The organism is Azotobacter tropicalis, from assembly GCF_059739045.1.
Genome location: NZ_AP046059.1, coordinates 357524 through 375266, shown reverse-complemented (window position 1 = coordinate 375266; position 17743 = coordinate 357524). Strand labels below are relative to the sequence as shown.

Annotated in this window: 10 protein-coding genes and 3 pseudogenes; 4 read left to right on the top strand and 9 right to left on the bottom strand. The window is 66.7% G+C overall.

Annotated elements, in window-relative coordinates:
- Nucleotides 1-283 precede the first annotated feature (283 nt).
- Nucleotides 284-1873, top strand: a complete 1590-nt coding sequence (locus Atro_RS01730; RefSeq protein ID WP_497926166.1) for an ABC-F family ATPase — start codon at nucleotides 284-286, stop codon at nucleotides 1871-1873.
- A 53-nt stretch (nucleotides 1874-1926) separates the two neighbouring features.
- On the opposite strand, the gene Atro_RS01725 is transcribed toward Atro_RS01730, so the two are convergent.
- From Atro_RS01725 to Atro_RS01715, 3 genes and pseudogenes are all read right to left on the bottom strand, one after another.
- Nucleotides 1927-2439, bottom strand: coding sequence for a DUF1993 domain-containing protein (locus Atro_RS01725; RefSeq protein WP_497926165.1), 513 nt, complete (start codon nucleotides 2437-2439; stop codon nucleotides 1927-1929).
- Nucleotides 2440-2473: 34 nt separating this feature from the next.
- A pseudogene (locus Atro_RS01720) lies at nucleotides 2474-3122 on the bottom strand (DUF1294 domain-containing protein).
- A gap of 13 nt (nucleotides 3123-3135) precedes the next feature.
- Nucleotides 3136-3969 carry an undecaprenyl-diphosphate phosphatase gene (locus tag Atro_RS01715; protein WP_497926164.1) on the bottom strand — a complete coding sequence of 278 codons (834 nt, stop codon included), beginning with the start codon at nucleotides 3967-3969 and terminating at the stop codon, nucleotides 3136-3138.
- Nucleotides 3970-4190: 221 nt separating this feature from the next.
- On the opposite strand from Atro_RS01715, the gene Atro_RS01710 reads away from it, so the two are divergent.
- From Atro_RS01710 to Atro_RS01700, 3 genes and pseudogenes are all read left to right on the top strand, one after another.
- Nucleotides 4191-4367, top strand: coding sequence for a hypothetical protein (locus Atro_RS01710; RefSeq protein WP_497926163.1), 177 nt, complete (start codon nucleotides 4191-4193; stop codon nucleotides 4365-4367).
- A 53-nt stretch (nucleotides 4368-4420) separates the two neighbouring features.
- Nucleotides 4421-4921 carry a hypothetical protein gene (locus Atro_RS01705; RefSeq protein ID WP_497926162.1) on the top strand — a complete coding sequence of 167 codons (501 nt, stop codon included), beginning with the start codon at nucleotides 4421-4423 and terminating at the stop codon, nucleotides 4919-4921.
- Between the two features lie 209 nt (nucleotides 4922-5130).
- Nucleotides 5131-5396 (top strand): annotated as a pseudogene (locus tag Atro_RS01700) (DUF1652 domain-containing protein).
- 164 nt (nucleotides 5397-5560) lie between these two features.
- On the opposite strand, the gene nfuA reads toward Atro_RS01700, so the two are convergent.
- The 6 genes and pseudogenes from nfuA to Atro_RS01670 all read right to left on the bottom strand — a co-directional run bounded on the left by nfuA (nucleotide 5561) and on the right by Atro_RS01670 (nucleotide 17699).
- Complete coding sequence (nfuA, locus tag Atro_RS01695) at nucleotides 5561-6145, bottom strand: Fe-S biogenesis protein NfuA (protein ID WP_497926161.1); 585 nt, start codon at nucleotides 6143-6145, stop codon at nucleotides 5561-5563.
- Nucleotides 6146-6253: 108 nt separating this feature from the next.
- Nucleotides 6254-8526: pseudogene (locus Atro_RS01690) on the bottom strand (fatty acid cis/trans isomerase).
- A 66-nt stretch (nucleotides 8527-8592) separates the two neighbouring features.
- On the bottom strand, nucleotides 8593-10131 hold the full coding sequence (locus Atro_RS01685) for an efflux transporter outer membrane subunit (protein ID WP_497926160.1): 1539 nt from the start codon (nucleotides 10129-10131) through the stop codon (nucleotides 8593-8595).
- Nucleotides 10128-13235 carry an efflux RND transporter permease subunit gene (locus Atro_RS01680; protein ID WP_497926159.1) on the bottom strand — a complete coding sequence of 1036 codons (3108 nt, stop codon included), beginning with the start codon at nucleotides 13233-13235 and terminating at the stop codon, nucleotides 10128-10130. The genes Atro_RS01685 and Atro_RS01680 overlap by 4 nt, the downstream gene beginning before the upstream one ends.
- Nucleotides 13236-13299: 64 nt before the next feature.
- A complete protein-coding gene (locus Atro_RS01675; protein ID WP_497926158.1) occupies nucleotides 13300-16395 on the bottom strand; it encodes an MdtB/MuxB family multidrug efflux RND transporter permease subunit in 3096 nt (1031 codons plus the stop codon).
- Entirely contained in the window at nucleotides 16392-17699 is a 1308-nt protein-coding gene (locus Atro_RS01670; protein WP_497926157.1) for an MdtA/MuxA family multidrug efflux RND transporter periplasmic adaptor subunit, read from the bottom strand. The genes Atro_RS01675 and Atro_RS01670 overlap by 4 nt, the downstream gene beginning before the upstream one ends.
- Nucleotides 17700-17743: the final 44 nt, after the last annotated feature.

Below are 17743 nucleotides of genomic sequence, written 5' to 3'. Positions count from 1 at the left end.
GGCGTAACCGGCCTTACCCATCTTCTCTCCCTCCCCGGTCCCCTCGGAGAGCTGCCCCAGGCGCCGCCATCAAGCCAGCACGGCGCTCCACCGGCCATGCCTATGACTCCAAGCCTTCATCGCTCTTCAACTTGGGAATGGCGTACAAATGTTATGATTCGCCCATACAGGCTGGATCAATTCAAGCACCGATTGATGTGAGTTCGCCCTCCGAAGGCCACATTGGTACAAAAGTGGTACAGCTTAAACCCTCTCCCCCTCTGAATTTCCGCAGGACAAGATTTTGATTTCTACCGCCAACATCACCATGCAGTTCGGCGCCAAGCCGCTGTTCGAGAACGTTTCCGTCAAGTTCGGCAACGGCAACCGTTACGGCCTGATCGGCGCCAACGGTTGCGGCAAGTCGACCTTCATGAAGATCCTTGGCGGCGATCTCGAATCCTCCGCCGGTCAGGTGATGCTCGAACCCAACGTGCGTCTCGGCAAACTGCGCCAAGACCAATTCGCCTACGAAGATTTCACGGTGATAGACACCGTGATCATGGGTCACGAGGAGTTGTGGAAGGTCAAGGCCGAGCGCGACCGTATCTATGCGTTGCCGGAAATGAGCGAAGAGGACGGCATGAAAGTCGCCGACCTCGAAGTGCAGTTCGCCGAAATGGACGGCTATACCGCCGAGTCCCGTGCCGGCGAGCTGCTGCTCGGAGTCGGTATTCCTCTGGAGCAGCACTTCGGCCCGATGAGTGCCGTCTCGCCCGGCTGGAAGCTGCGCGTGCTGCTGGCCCAGGCGCTGTTCTCCGATCCGGACGTGCTGCTGCTCGACGAGCCGACCAACCACCTGGACATCAACACTATACGCTGGCTGGAAGGCGTGCTCACCGCGCGCAACTCCACCATGATCATCATCTCCCACGACCGCCACTTCCTGAACAGCGTCTGCACCCACATGGCCGACCTGGACTACGGCGAGCTGCGCCTGTTCCCCGGCAACTACGACGAGTACATGACCGCGGCGACCCAGGCCCGCGAGCGCCTGCTAGCCGACAACGCCAAGAAGAAGGCGCAGATCGCCGAATTGCAGACCTTCGTCAGCCGCTTCTCGGCCAACGCCTCCAAGGCCAAGCAGGCCACCAGCCGCGCCAAGCAGATCGACAAGATCCAGCTTGAAGAGGTCAAACCGTCCAGCCGGGTCAGCCCGTTCATCCGCTTCGAGCAGACCAAGAAGCTGCACCGCCAGGCGGTGACCCTCGAGAAGGTCGGCCAGGGCTTCGACGGCAATGCGCTGTTCAAGAACCTGTCGATGCAGATCGAGGCCGGCGAGCGGGTAGCGATCATCGGCCCCAACGGCATCGGCAAGACCACCCTGCTGCGCACGATGGTCGGCGAGATGCCGCCGCTGTCCGGCGAGGTGAAGTGGACCGAAAGCGCCGAGGTCGGCTATTTCGCCCAGGACCATGCCGACGACTTCGAACAGGACATGACCCTGTTCGACTGGATGGGCCAGTGGACCCAGGGCGGCGAGCAGCTGATCCGCGGCACCCTCGGACGCATGCTGTTCTCCAACGACGACATCCGGAAATCGGTGAAGGTGATTTCCGGCGGCGAGCAGGGACGCATGCTGTTCGGCAAGCTGATCCTCGCCAAGCCCAACGTGCTGGTGATGGACGAGCCGACCAACCACCTCGACATGGAATCCATCGAGGCGCTCAACCTGGCGCTGGAGAACTACCCGGGCACGCTGATCTTCGTCAGCCACGACCGCGAGTTCGTCAGCTCGCTGGCGACCCGCATCATCGAACTGTCCGAAAGCGGCGTGACCGACTTCAGCGGCAGCTACGACGACTACCTGCGCAGCCAGGGCGTACTCATCTGAGCACGTGCGGCAGAAGGAACAAGCCCTGCCGCGCGCAGGGCTTTTTGCCCGGATCAGGCCGGCGGCTTGCCGAGAAAGTCCATCTTGCCGATATCCAGGCCGTTGTGGCGCAAAATCGCGTAGGCCGTGGTGAGGTGGAAATAGAAGTTGGGCAGGACGAAACCGAGCAGGTATTCGCTGCCGCTGAACCTCAGCTCCATTTTGGGAAAGCTCAGCGTGATGGGCCGCTCCTCGCTGCCGTCGAGCTGCGCGGCATCGATACTCTCGAGAAACGCCACCGTCTTGGCGATGCGCTCCTGCAGCTCGGCGAAGCTGCTCTCGGTGTCCGGGTAGCTGGGAATCTCCACGCCGGCCAGGCGTGCGCCACAGCCCTTGGCGGTGTCGCTGGCGATCTGGATCTGACTGCTCAGCGGCAGCATGTCCGGCGCCAGACGCGCGTTGACCAGTACCGCAGGGGCGATCTTGCGTGCTTCGGCATAGGCCTCGGCTTTATGCAGGATGGCGGACAGGTTGCCCAGCATGCGGACAAACACGGGAATCGACGCCTGATACATGGACAGCGGCATGGTGCGGCTCCTTGAAGGGTTGGGAGATACCAGCCTAGCCGAGAAAGCGTTGCGCGATGGCCGAGGCGAACAGCCGCTGGAAATACAGGTAATCGATCCAGACCGCCTGGTGCAGCAGCACGATGCCCCAGGACCCCAGCTGATAGGCGACCTTGCGGGTCTTGTGGCGGAACGCCTGCTGCGCCAGCAGCACACCGGGCCAGCCGCCGAGCAGCTCGACGGCGTGCAGGCTGGTCTCGGGTATGCGCCAGCGACCCGTTGCCGCGCGACGCTTGTCCAGCCAGTACTGCAGGAAACTGACCAGGCTGAACAGCGCGTAGCCGCCCGGCACCCAGAATGAACCGTCGCGCACCAGTTGCAGCGCACCGCCGAGCGGCAATGCGCAGAACGCCAAGAAGACCAGGAGCTTGCCCGGCAGGTTGCGCACCCCACCCGTCGCCAGGCGCGACTCGCAGATCGATGGGCAGTCGAGGCTCAACTCGGCGTGACGCATGTGCCTGGCCTGCATCCGCCCCTCGCGATCGCGTCCGGCGACGAAGAGCACCTTCTCGCCAGCCCTGGGCCGGCGGTCGCCGCGCATCGCCGAGATATGCACGAACAAGGGCTCGCCCCCCCGTCTCCGGCTGGATGAAACCGAAGCCCTTGCGATCATCCCAGCTCTTCAGCATGCCGCGTCGCTCCATGCGTCTTTCGTCCTCAGCCCTGCGCCGTGCTCCAATCGACCACGCCGAGCTGCCAGGTGAGGAGGATCAGCAAACCGAAACCGATGCGATACCAGGCGAACAGCGCATAACTGTGGCTGGCGATGAACTTGAGCAGGGCACGCACGGCCAGCATGGCGAAGATGAACGAGGTGACGAAGCCCAGAGCGAAGACCGGCAGATCGCCGCCGTTCTCGAACAGGGCACGGTGCTTGTAGCCGGAATAGACAGCGGCGCCGACCATGGTCGGCATGGCGAGGAAAAAGGAGAACTCGGTCGCCGCCTTGCGCGACAGGCCGAACAGCAGGCCGCCGATGATCGTCGAGGCCGAGCGCGAAGTGCCCGGGATCATGGCCAGACACTGAGCGCAGCCGATCTTGAGGGCGTGCTTCCAGCTCATGTCGTCCACCGCATGCACCTCGACGGCGTGCTGACGCTTCTCGGCCCAGAGCATGACCAGCCCGCCGATCACCAGCGCACTGGCCACGGTAATCGGATTGAACAGCCAGTGCTCGATCAGATCGGCGAAGGCCACGCCGAGAATCACCGCCGGAAAGAAGGCGATCAGCAGATTGGCGGTGAAGCGCTGCGCCTGCCGCTCGCGCGGCAGACCGAGGATCACCCCGAAAACCCGCTGGCGGAACTCCCAGACCACGGCGAGGATCGCCCCGAGCTGGATGATGATGTTGAACGCCTTGGCTCGATCGCCGCCGAAGCCGATCAGATCGGCAATAATGATCTGGTGTCCGGTGCTGGATATCGGCAAAAATTCGGTCAATCCCTCGACAACCCCCAAGATGAACGCCTGCGCAGCGAGCCAAAGCTCCATCGGTCCCCTCCGAAATGCGAAAATGCGACCGGCCATCCGCCGGCCAATGATCTGTACAGGAGGAAACGGAACCCCGCTTGCCCGCCCCTCTTGCGGGCCGGCATGCTAGCAGAGCGGAACGGCAACTGCCGCAAACTTCAATCCATGGCGATTGCAGCAGTTGAGACATAGCTCCTTGGCATTAGGCGGGCGAGCTGGAATGCTGTGGACGCGGGTGCTAATTGGACACCGATCGCCAGCAGCACAGCCTGGTTGTGCAAGCGCTCTCCGGCCCGTTGCTTGCCAGGTATTCTGCCGCCCGCTCGGCAGCTTCATTACTAGATCGCAAGAAAGAGTCACGCATGAGCAGCATGAAGCATCAGGAAGTCGATTTCAGCAAACCGATCAACCCGACCTGATCTGGGAGCTGGACCATATCGCCCGTCGCGAACTGGCCGAGCGCTTCATCCAGTTGTTCGAGAACCGCCTGTGCGTCTATTCGGAGTCGGTGCGCCAGCTGTACACCAACTACAACCTGCACTTTCCGGCCGATCTCGGACGCAAGATGGTGGTGCTGCCCAACCCCTACGCCTTCCACGACACCCTGCACGGCATCGATGCGCTCGCCGTGCGACCGACCGGCCTCTTCGTCCTGCCCGGCCGCGTCTTCGGCAAACCCGGCCTGATGCTGGCGAAACACCTGAAGGACGGCGAGTCGATGCCCAAGAGCATGCCCTTCAAACAGGCGCTGGCGCAGATCATCAGTAACCAGAAGCGCCTCGGCGACGTCTTCCTGCCCATCCTCATGAAGGGCGACCTGCGCGAATTCGGCCAGCAGTTGCCCTACCTCCACCTGCATCGCCTTCAGGTCAGCAAGCTCAACCACCTGTCCAACTTCGAGCGGATCGACATCCAGAACACCATCACCCGCAAGCTGTTGCTGCTCTACCGCCAGGCGGACACCCTGGGCTGACATTCGTCGGAAAAATTTGAATTACTCGGTGGATACCGATCTATACTCCAACCATGTCATGTAAGTTTCAGGGCAGCGGAAGGAACCCGTTCGCCCAGGTAAGTTCCAAACCCCTTGTCACGTGCGCGTGACATGGATTTTCAACTGCCTGTAACGATAAACGGCCGCGTCAGACGGCCTCATCATGGTACTCAAAGAGGGATCGATCCATGACCAACCCGCTCCGTTTCAACGAAGCCCTTCTGATCGCCAACCGCGCGTTCAAACCCCTGCAATGCATCGCCTGGTCCCAGGAAATCAACAGCGAACTGAACCTGACCGTGGTCGACCACGCCAATACGCGGACGCTGGGTCATAAACGTATTCCCTGCTCGACCTATTCCGACCCGCAGAAACTCGCTGCCGTCATCCAGCAGACCCGTCAGGAACTGACTCGGCAAGGCTTCAACCTGGCCCGTGGAAGATGCCGGACTGATCGTCGAACGCCATTGAATGAGAAGCCCTGCTTCGGCAGGGCTTTGCGGCAGGCGACAGGGTGCAACAGAGGAAGCCGAACGGCAGAAACGCATCCCTCGCCAAGCGAAACAAACGGAAAAGGCGGCCTCGGCCGCCTTTTTCATTTCTCTCGACCGGCTGCCATCAGTAGTAGGCGTTTTCCCGGTTGCTGTGGTCGGTGACGTCGCGCACCCCCTTGAGGTCCGGAATGCGCTCCAGCAGGGTCCTCTCCACGCCGTCCTTCAGGGTCATGTCGACCATGCCGCAGCCCTGGCAGCCGCCGCCGAAACGCAGCACGGCGATGCCCTCCTCGACGATGTCCACCAGACTCACCTGGCCGCCGTGGCTGGCCAGGCCGGGATTGATCTCGGTCTGCAGGTAGTAGTTGACCCGCTCGCCCAGCGGGCTGTCCTCGTCGATCATCGGCACCTTGGCGTTCGGCGCCTTGATGGTCAACTGGCCACCCATGCGGTCGCTGGCGTAATCGACCACCGCATCCTCGAGAAAGGGCTCGCTGACGGAGTCGATCCATGCCGTGAAGCTCTTCAGCGCCAGGGCGGTATCGTCCGGATTGCGCTCGGCCGGCCTGCAATAGGCGATGCAGGTTTCGGCGCTGGGCGTGCCGGGCTGGGTGATGAAGATGCGGATACCGATGTCGGTGCCGCTCTGCTTGGCCAGCAGTTCGGCCAGATAGTCGTGTGCGGCGTCGGTGATGGTGATAGCGCTCATGGCAGCTCCTCGCGAATATGCTCACGAGTGTACGACAAGCATCCTGGTGGATAAAGTCCTAGTGTGCTTGTCGGATTAATCGCGAAGGACCGTCACAGACGGGTCACCTTACAGATTCTGGTAGCGGTTCATGTCCAGCACCCCGGCCTCCAGCGGTTCGGTTTCCCGCAACCAGGCCGAGAGATCGTTGAAATAGCGCCAGAACTCGGGATGACTGCGACGGATACCCCAGCGCTCGACCGCGGCCGTGAAGTTCGCCCGCGCCCTCGCCTGCTCCAGCGCCGCGACGAACTCCGGTACCTCGTCGGCGCGAACGTTGAACAGGAAATTCGGGTAGCTGCTCATGACCCCCGGATAGAGCGTCAGGGTATCCAGCGCCGGCTGATAGCGCAGATGCTCGCCGAAGATGAACGCCACGTTGCTGTGGGCACGGTTGCGCAGCAGGCTGTAGATCTCCCGCCGCCCCTCGCCGTACTCGATACGCAGCAGGCTGGCCTCCGGCAGCTCGAGCACGGCCGGCAAGCTGGCGGCAGGCCGGCTGGCCAGACGGCTGAGCGCCTGTTCGGCGTACTGCAGCTCACGCGCCACCACGGGGCGGTAGCAATGCGCCGAGCGACAGCGGTTGAACGGGTCGGGCCGGGCATTGATCGCCGCATGCCGCTCCAGCAGGTGCGCGGCGAAGCTGCGGATCGGCTGCTGCTGCGGCAGTCCGAGGGCCGAGGGTGTCTGGCCGTCGATCTCGGTATAGGCCAGCCAGAGCTTGAGCTGGCCGCTGTTCTCGTACCAGCTGTCGAGGATCGCCTGGCGCGTACCGGCCGGCAGCAGGCGCAGGAAGTTCTGTTCGGCGCCGTTGCGGATCAGGTCGAAGTACAGGCGTGTCTGCAGCTGGTGGGAGACATTGCCGAACACGTCGAAATTCGCCACCAGTTGGTAGTAGGTGCGCTCGAACAGCGGAAAGTCCAGCCACCACAGGGTCTGCGGCACCGCGCCGACCAGCCCCTTGCGCACCGAGGCGCTATCGTGCTGGCGGAAGATGGTCAGCAGCGCGTTGTCGTTGCCGCTCCACAGATCCGACCATTCTGCCGGGTGCTCGGCATAGGCCTGGCGGCGCTGGCTCTCGTAGTGCTTGAAGCGCTCCAGATAGGTGCCCCAGAGGCTCCACAGGCCGGCGATGTCGTCGAGCTGGCCAGGCAGCGCGAGCAGCGGCGTCACGGCGTCGCGGTACTGCGCATCGGTGAGGTAACGATCCTGCTCGGGAGCCTGGAACAGGGTCCAGAAGTGATCGCGGATCACGTCCGTGGCGATCTGCCCGCGGCACACCGGGCCGCGGATGAAGGTGCGCACGAAGTATTCGGCGTTGTCCAGCATGAAGCGATAGCGCGCCTCGGCCGGAATCGCCGCGAAAGTCTCGAACGGGTTGGCGCGGCGCTGGGCGCCGTAGCCCGGCAGTTCGGCCACCTGCCAGTCGCCGGCGAGGAACAGCTCGCGCACCCGCGCCAGCTTCTGCGGACCGAGCGGATAGGTGATGTGCGTCTTGTGCACGATCACGTCGGCGATCGGCCGCAGCCGGTAGTGGAAGTCGCTGCCGGGGTCGTCGTTGGGGCGCCGCGTGGCGATCGGCTCGACTGGCTGGCCGGCCGGCGTGCGCGAGCGCACCAACTGGAAGAAGTGCCCCGGCGCGCCGCCCTGGAAATGCAGATGGGCGAGGAACAGATGCTCGTACAGCCAGCGGGCGACCAGCCGGGAGCGCTTGTCCGGTGCATTCAGCAGGCGCTCCCAGTCGGCGATCTGCGCCGCCTCGGCCGGCGACGGCTCGAGTGGCGCCGCGTCGACCGGCGCGCCCTGCGCCAGCCATTGCTTCAGGGTCGCGTATTCGTCGTCGGTCAGGCCGGTGACGGCGAAAGGCATGCCGGCCGGGGATTGTCGCGAGCGAAGGCTTCGAATTCGCCGGGCAGCGGACAGCTGTTCTGGCGCCCGATGCCGATCTCCAGGTCCTCCGGCAGCCGCGCGTTGTGCGCCAGCGGCTGGCTGCGGCCGAGCTCCAGCATGCGCGCCAGCAGCGCGGCCTGGCCGTCGGTCCCGAGCACCGAATGAAAGCCCTTGCGCCGCCAAGCCGCTTCGCCCTCGGCATCGAGGAACAGCCGGGTGGTTTCCTGAACCTCGGTACGCAGACCGTTGTACACCGGCAGCTTGTGGGCGCCGCGCCGCGCGCCCTCGCCGCTGCCCAGGTTGAGCTGGCAGGGCGAGTCGTAGCAGGCATGGCAGGCCACGCACTTGGCGGTGAAGATCGGCTGGACGTCGCGGCGGTAGGAGATCTCTTCGGCCCGCACCACGGCGGCGCCGAGCGCCAGCAGCAGGAGAAGGAAAAGGCGAAGCGGCATGAGGCAGGTCCAGGAAGCGGGACGGCATTCTAACCGCAATGCGCATCCTGTCATCGCCAGAGGCCTTCAGTCCTCTTCCGATCCCTCCTGCTTCGCCCGCGCCTGCTCCAGTCGCTCGTCGAGCTTCTCCAGCTCGTCCAGCTCGGCGCTGTCCCAGCCGCCGCCGAGGGCGGCGATCAGTTGTACGCTGGCGGTCAGCCGGTTGCTCAGGAGAGTCAGGCTGGTGCGCTCGTTGGACAAGGCCGCGGTCTGCACGTCGACCACGCTGGTGTAGTCGACGGTGCCGGCCTTGTACTGGTTCTCCATCAGCCGGCGGGACTCCTGGGCGGCCTCCACCGCCTCCTGCTGGGCCAGGCTCTCGCGCTCCAGCACGCTCAGCTGCACCAGGTAGTCCTCCACCTCGCGGAAGCTGTCCAGCACGGTCTGCCGGTAGGTCGCCACCGCCTGCTGGTGGGTGGCCCGCGCCTGATCCACCTGGGAGCGCAGCAGGCCGCCGTCGAACAGGGTCAGGGCCATCTCCGGGCTGATGTTCCAGAAGCGGTTGTCCTTCTCGAACCAGTTGTCCGTGTGGGTGGCACGATAGCCCCCGGCCGCGCTCAGGCTGAAGGTCGGGAAGCGCGCCGCCTTGGCCACGCCGATCAGCGCGTTGGCGGAAATCACTTCGCGCTCCGCCGAGGCCACGTCGGGGCGCCGCTCGAGCAGCTGCGAGGGCAGCAGCGTGGGGATTTCCGGCAGCGTCGGCAGGCTGTCCAGCTCGGCGATGGCGAACTCGGCCGGCGGCACCCCGGTCAGCACGGCGATGGCATGCTCCAGCTGAGCGCGCTGGTAGTCCAGGTCGATGGCCTGCGCCTCGGTGCTCTTCAGCTGGGTCAGCGCCTGGGTCACGTCGGACTTGGTGACCATCCCGGCACGGTACTGGTTCTCGGTCAGGCGCAGGCTGCGCGCATAGGCCTCCACCGTGGCCTTGAGCAGGCGCCGCTGGCCGTCCAGCACGCGCAGTTGCAGGTAGCTCTGGGCCAGGGTGGACTGCTGGCTGAGGCGCACCGCGGCGAGATCGGCGGCGCTGCCCTGCAGGCCGGCGCGATCCGACTCCAGCTGGCGGCGCATCTTGCCCCAGAAGTCCAGTTCCCAGCTGATATTGCTGACCGCGTTGTAGCTGTTGGAGATATCGCCGCCACCGCCGCCGGAACTCACCGTGGAGCCGTCGGGCAGGCGCGAGGTACCGCCGCCGCCGCTGGCCGTCGCCGAGCGGGTCTCGTCGACGGTGACCCGGCCGGTCGGGAAGAAGTCCGCCTTCGCCGCCCGCACCGCCGCCTTCGCCTGCAGGTACTGGGCGACCGACTGGGCGACGGTCTGGTTGGACTCGTCCAGCCGGCGCATCAGATCGTTCAGCAGGGAATCGCCGTACATTTCCCACCAGGGACCGCGCTCGGCTTCGTCGGCCGGCGTGGCGAGCTTCCAGCCCTGGCCCTCCTTGAAGGTGTCCGGGGTGGACAGCTGCGGACGCTCATAGTCCGGGCCGAGGGTACAGCCGGCCAGGGCCAGGGCGAGCACCACCGAGCAGGCCAGGCGGCTCCGTCGAACGGATAAAACGGATGCGGTCATAACGAGGTATCCAGAGCGGCATCGCTGCGCGCGCCGCGCCAGCGGTTGAAGCGGTGACGCAGGCGGTCGAAGAACAGGTAGACCGCCGGCGTGCTGTAGAGGGTGAGCAACTGGCTGAGCACCAGCCCGCCGACGATGGCGATGCCCAGCGGCCGGCGCATTTCCGCGCCTTCGGCGGTGTCCAGCAGCAACGGCAGGGCGCCGAGGATGGCCGACAGGGTGGTCATCAGGATCGGCCGGAAGCGCAGCAGGCAGGCACGGCGGATCGACTCCAGCGGGCTGAGCCGCTCCTGGCGCTCCAGCTGCAGCGCCAGGTCGATCATCAGGATGGCGTTCTTCTTCACCACGCCGATCAACAGGAACAGGCCGAGCAGCGAGATCAGGCTGAACTGGTCGCCGACCAGCTCGATCGCCAGCAGTGCGCCGACGCCCGCCGAGGGCAGCGTGGAGAGGATGGTCAGCGGGTGGACGTAGCTCTCGTAGAGGATGCCGAGGACGATGTAGACCACCACCAGGGCGCCGAGGATCATCAGCGGCTGGGCCTTCTGCGCCTGCATCAGCGCGCCGCCGGTGCCGCCGAGCATGCCCTGCACGTCGGTGGGCAGTCCGACCCGCGCCACCGCCTGCTGGATCGCCTGGCTGGCCTCCAGGGCGCTGTAGCCGGGGGCGATCGAATAGCCGACGTTTTCCGCGGCGAACTGCCCCTGGTGCTGCACCCGGTCCTCCTCCAGGCCGCGCTCCCAGCGGGCGAAGGCTGACAGCGGCACGCGCTGGCCGTCGTCGGTGATCAGCTGGACCATGTCCAGCGCCTCGGGGGACTGGGCGTACTTCGGGTCGATCTCCATCACTACCTTGTACTGGTTGAGGTCCTCGTAGATGGTGGAGATCTGCCGCTGGCTGAAGGCGTTGTTCAGCACCGCGGTGACCATGTCCATGTCCACCCCGAGGCGCTTGGCGCTCTCGCGGTCGACCACCAGGCGGATCTGCTGGGCGCCCTCGCCTTGGTTGGCGTCGATGTCGGTGAGCTGCGGCAGCGCGGCCATGGCCTCGCGGACCCTGGGCAGCCAGGTGCGCAGCAGCTCCAGGTCGCTGGAGAGCAATACGTACTCGTTTTCCGAGCTACGTCCCTGGCGGCCGCCGAACTGCAGGTCCTGGTCGGCCATGAGGAACAGCTGGCCGCCCGGAATCTTCGGCAGGCTCTTGCGCAGGCGGTCGATCACCTGCTGGGCGGAGAGGCCGCGCTCGGCGATCGGCTTCAGGCGCACGATGACCATGGCATTGCTGATCCCGCCCTTGCCGCCGATGAAGCCGGCCACGCTCTGCACCGCCGGATCGGCCAGCAGCGCCTTGCGGTAGGCCTGCAGCTTCGGCTGCATGACCTGGAAGGACAGCCCGTCGTCGCCGCGGATGAAGCCGATCAACTGGCCGGTGTCCTGTTGCGGCAGGAAGGTCTTGGGCACCGCGACGTAGAGATAGACGTTCAGGGCGATGGTCGCCAGCAGGCCGAACAGCATCAGCTTCGAGTGGCGCAGGGTCCAGTCCAGGCTGCGCGCGTAGCCGGCCAGCACCCGCGCCTGCAGGCGGCCGGCGAAGCGCCCCAGGCGCCGAGGCGCGCGCGCCTCGGCCCCGGACTTGAGCCAGCGCGCGCAGAGCATCGGCGTCAGGGTCAGCGAGACCGCCAGGGAGATCAGGATGGACACCGCCAGGGTGATCGAGAACTCGCGGAACAGCCGCTCGACGATGCCGCCCATGAACAGGATGGAAAGGAACACCACCACCAGCGACAGGTTCATCGACAGCAGGGTGAAGCCCACCTCGCGCGAGCCCTTGAGCGCCGCCGCCAGCGGCTTCTCGCCGTCCTCGACGTGCCGGGCGATGTTCTCCAGCACCACGATGGCATCGTCCACCACCAGGCCGGTGGCGATGATCAGCGCCATCAGCGACAGGTTGTTCAGCGAGAAGCCCCACAGGTACATCACCGCGAAGCTGCCGACCAGCGACACCGGCACCGCCAGCGCCGGAATCAGCGCGGCGCGCCAGTGGCCGAGGAAGGCCAGCACCACCAGGATCACCAGGCCCACGGCGATCAGCAGGGTGCGCTCGGCCTCGTGCAGGGTGGCGCGGATCACCGGCGAGCGGTCCATCGCCACCTCCAGCTCGACGCTGGCCGGGATCACCGCGCGCAGCATCGGCAGACGCTCGCGAATCTCGGCGATGGTCTCGATGATGTTGGCGTCGGCCTGCCGGTTGACGACCACCAGCACCGCCTCCTCGTCGTTGTAGAAGCCGCTGTTGTAGCGGTCCTCCACGCCGTCGTGGACCTTGGCCACGTCGCTCAGACGCACCGGACCGTCGTTCTGGTAGCGGATCACCAGCGGCCGGTAGTCGGCGGCACGCGCCAGCTGGTCGTTGGCCTGCACCTGCCAGTGGCGCTCGTCGTCCTCCACCGCCCCCTTGGGCCGGCGCACGTTGGCCGCGGCGATCGCCTGGCGCACCTCGTCGAGGGCGATGCCGTACTGGTCGAGCAGACGCGGCTCCAGCTCGACCCGCACCGCCGGCAGCGAGCTGCCGCCGACCTGCACCTCCCCCACCCCGCTCACCTGCGACAGCTTCTGCGCCACGAGGGTCGAGGCGACGTCGTAGAGCTGGCCCTTGTCGAGCACCTTGGAGGTCAGCGACAGCACCATGATCGGCGCCTGCGAGGGATTGACCTTGCGGTAGGTGGGCATGCTGCGCATGCCGCTGGGCAACAGGTTGCGCGCCTCGTTGATCGCCGCCTGCACCTCGCGGGCAGCGGCGTCGATGTCGCGGCCGATGTCGAAGAGGATGATGATCCGCGTGCTGCCCTGGCTGCTGCGGCTGGTCATCTCGCTGATCCCGGCGATACCGCCGAGGGCCCGCTCCAGGGGCGTCGCCACGCTGGAGGCCATGATCTGCGGACTGGCCCCGGCCAGGCTGGCCTCCACGGTGATCGCCGGGAAGTCCATCTTCGGCAGCGGCGCCACCGGTAGCAGGCCGAAGCTCACCGCGCCGAGCAGGAGGATCGCCAGGCTCAGCAGCAGGGTCGCCACCGGACGCAGGATGAAGGGGGCGGAGAGGTTCATCGCCTGCCCTCCGTCACCACTGCCATCGCGCATGTATCCGCGCCCGCCGGGAGCGAGAGCGCCCTCATACCGCCACCCCCGCCGCGCTGCGGCCCGTGAAGCGCCGCGACAGGCGGTCGAAGGCCAGGTAGATCACCGGCGTGGTGAACAGCGTCAGCAGCTGGCTGAGCAGCAGGCCGCCGACCAGCACCAGCCCCAGCGGCTGGCGCAGCTCGGCGCCGGAGCCCGAGGCGAACATCAGCGGGATGGCGCCGAACAGTGCGGCCAGGGTGGTCATCAGGATCGGCCTGAAGCGCAAGAGTGCCGCGCGATGGATCGCCGCCCGCGGCTCCATGCCTTGATGGCGTTCGGCCTCCAGGGCGAAGTCGATCATCATGATCGCGTTCTTCTTGACGATGCCGATCAACAGGATGATGCCGATGATCGCGATCAGTCCCAGGTCGTTGCCGGAAAGCAGCAGCGCCAGCAGCGCCCCCACCGCCGCCGAAGGCAGCGTGGAGAGGATGGTGATCGGGTGGATGTAGCTCTCGTAGAGCACGCCGAGCACGATATACATGGTGACCACCGCGGCGAGGATCAGCAGCAGGGTGCTCGACAGCGAGGCGCGGAACGCCTCGGCGGCGCCCTGGAAGCGGCTTTCGATGCCGCCCGGCAGGCCGATCTCCTGCTGCACCCGCTCGATCGCCGCCACCGCCTGGCCGAGCGAGACGCCCGGCGCCAGGTTGAACGACAGGGTCACCGCCGGGAACTGGCCGATGTGGTTGACCAGCAGCGCCGCCGCCCGCTCCTCGATGCGCGCCAGCGAGGACAGGCGCACCTGGCCGCCCTCGGTGCTGGCCACGTGCACCTCGTCCAGCGCCGCCGGGCCGAGGCTGTCGACGGCCCGGCTCTCCAGCACCACCCGGTACTGGTTGGCCTGGGTGTAGATGGTCGAGATCTGCCGCTGGCCGAAGGCGTCGTAGAGCGCATCGTCGATGGCGGAAACCGTCACCCCGAGGCGCGCGGCGGCGTCGCGGTCGATGTTCAGGTAGACCTGCATGCCGCGGCTCTGCAGGTCGCTGGCCACGTCGGTCAGCTCCGGCAGCGCGTTCAGCGCCTCGACCAGCTTCGGCGTCCACTGCTCCAGAAGATCGCCGTCCGGCGACTCCAGGCTGAACTGGAACTGGGTACGGCTGACCCGGTCCTCGATGGTCAGGTCCTGCACCGGCTGGAGGAACAGCTGGATGCCCGGCACCGCGGCCAGCGGCGGACGCAGCCGCTCGATCACCTGGCTGGCGGTGACCTCGCGCTCGGCATGCGGCTTGAGGTTGATCAGCAGGCGCCCACTGTTCAGGGTGACGTTGTCGCCGTCCACGCCGATGTACGAGGACAGGCTGGCCACCGCCGGGTCCTGCAGGATGACCTCGGCCAGGCGCTGCTGGCGCTCGCTCATGGCACGGAAGGAAATGCTCTGCGGCGCCTCGGAGATGCCCTGGATCACCCCGGTGTCCTGGACCGGGAAGAAACCCTTGGGCACCGCCTGGTAGAGCAGCACGGTGAAGCCCAGGGTAGCCACGGCGATCAGCAGGGTCAGCGCCTGGTGGCGCAGCACCCAGTGCAGGGCGACGTCGTAGCCGGCGATCAGGCCGTCGATCCAGGCGCCGCTGGCGCGGTAGAAACGGCCCTGGCGTTCCGCCGGCGCCTCCGGCTTGAGGAACAGCGCGCACATCATCGGCGTCAGGGTCAGCGAAACCAGCAGGGAGATCAGGATCGACACCGCCAGGGTGATGGCGAACTCGCGGAACAGCCGGCCGACCACGTCGGCCATGAACAGCAGCGGGATCAGCACGGCGATCAGCGAGAGGGTCAGCGAGATCAGGGTGAAGCCGATCTGCCTGGCGCCCTTGAGGGCGGCCTGCAGCGGCGTCTCGCCCTCCTCCAGGTGACGGGCGATGTTCTCCAGCATGACGATGGCGTCGTCGACCACGAAGCCGGCGGCGACGGTCAGCGCCATCAGCGTCAGGTTGTTGATGGAGAAGCCGGCCAGGTACATGACCCCGAAGGTGCCGATCAAAGACAGCGGCACGGCGATCGACGGAATCACCGTGGCCGACAGCTTGCGCAGGAAGACGAAGGTCACCAGCACCACCAGGCCGACCGCCAGCACCAGCTCGAACTGCACGTCGCGCACCGCGGCGCGGATGGTCTGAGTGCGGTCGGTGAGGGGAATCACCTCGAGGCTGGCCGGCAGGGTCGCGGCGATCTGCGGCAGCAGCGCCTGGATGCGCTCGACCACCTCGATGACGTTGGCTCCCGGCTGGCGCTGGATGTTCACCAGCACCGCCGCGTTACGGTCGGCCCAGGCGGCCAGGCGCTCGTTCTCGGCGCCGTCGACGATCCGCGCCACGTCCTTCAGGCGCAGGGTCGCGCCGTTCTGGTGGGCGAGGATCAGGTCGCGGTATTCGTCGGCGGATTTCAGCTGGTCGTTGGCGTCGAGCTGGGACACCCGGGTCGGGCCGTCGAAATTGCCCTTGGGCTGGTTGACGTTGGAGGCGGTGATCAGCGCACGCACGTCAGAGAGGTTCAGGCCGTAGGTGGCCAGCGCCTGCGGATCGACCTTGATGCGCACCGCCGGGCGCTGGCCGCCGGCCAGGCTGACCATGCCGACGCCGCTGATCTGCGCCAGCTTCTGCGCCATGCGGGTATCGACCAGATCGTTGATCTCCGGCAGCGGCATGGTCGCCGAGGTGACCGCCAGGGTCACCACCGGGGTGTCGGCCGGGTTGACCTTGTTGTACACCGGCGGGGTCGGCAGGTCGTCGGGCAGCAGGTTGCTGGCCGCGTTGATCGCCGCCTGCACCGATTGCTCGGCGACGTCCAGGTCCACCTCCAGGCTGAAGCGCAGGGTGATCACCGAGGCGCCGCCGGAACTGGTCGAGGTCATCTGCTTGAGGCCCGGCATCTGGCCGAACTGGCGCTCCAGCGGGGCGGTCACCGCGCTGGTCATCACCTCCGGGCTGGCGCCCGGATAGAGGGTCAGCACGCGGATGGTCGGATAGTCCACCTCGGGCAGCGCGGACACCGGCAGCAGACGGTAGGCGATCACCCCGCAGAGGAAAATCGCCACCATGATCAGCGTGGTGGCGACCGGACGGAGGATGAAGGGGCGCGAGATGTTCATGCGTCGGGCTTCGCTGCCTGACGCCGACCGGCCGGCGCGGGCTGGGAGGACTCGCCGTTGGCCTGGCGCTTGTCGTCGATCACCTCGACTTTGCCGCCGTCGCGCAGGCGGTCGGTGCCCTCCAGCACCACCCGCTCGCCGGCGCTCAGGCCCTGTTCGATCAGCGTGGTGGTGCCGTCGCCGGGACCGGCGGTGATGTAGCGCAGCTGCACCTTGCCGTCGCTGACCACGTAGACGAAGGTGCCGGCGGAGCCGAACTGCAGCGCCGCCGCCGGCGCCAGCGTGGCCTGCTGGCGGGTGGTCACGCGCAGCCGGACGTTGACGAACTGGTTGGGAAACAGGCGCTGTTCGGCATTCTCGAAGCGCGCCTTGAGGCGCACGGTGCCGGTGGTCAGGTCGATCTGGTTGTCCAGGCTCTCCAGCTCGCCCAGCGCCAGGCGGTTGCGCTCGCTGCGGTCCCAGGCCTCCACGCTCAGGCGCTGGCCGGCGTGCAGCTGCTCCAGCACCTGCGGCAGCTCGCCTTCGGGCAGGGTGAAGCTGACCGAGATCGGCAGGGTCTGGGTGATGGTCACCAGCGGCGTGGTGTCGCCGCTGCTGACCAGATTGCCGACGTCCACCTGGCGCAGGCCGAGGCGCCCGGCGATGGGCGCGCGCACCTGGGTGTAGTCCAGGTTGACCCGGGCCTCCTCGACCGCCGCCTGGTTGGAGCGCACCGTGCCCTGGTACTGGGCGACCAGCGCCTCCTGGGTGTCGAGGGTCTGCTTGGCGACCGAGTCCTCGGCGTACAGGCCCTTGTAGCGGGCCAGGTCGAGCTCGGCGTTGCGCAGCTGCGCGCGGTTCTGCTGCAAAGTGCCCTCGGCCTGTTTCAGCGCCGCCTCGTAGAGGCGCGGATCGATCACCGCCAGCAGGTCGCCGGCCTTGACCTGCTGCCCCTCGCGGAACAGCACCTTGACCAGCTCGCCGTCGACCCGCGAACGCACGTTCACCGTGTTGTAGGCGGTGACCGTGCCCAGCGCCTTGAGCTCGACCGGGAAGTCGCCCAGCTTCACCTCGCCCACCCGCACCGGCACCGGCCCGCCGAAGGGGCCGCCGGGACCTCCCGGACCAGCCCCGCCCGGCCGGCCCATGCCCGGCCCACCCGCCTTGGAACCGGCTGCCGTCGGCGCGGACGAAGCCCAGAGGCCGGACAGCGCCGGCCACTGCCACCAGGCGGCCAGCGCACCGACGACGAACAGCGCCAGCACCGCGTAGGGCCAGCGGCGGCGGGGAGCGGGAGAAGGAGGAGTGAGGTTCGGCTCGGACATGACGGACAACCACTTTCAAGGGAGGCTGAACGATAAGTAGTCGC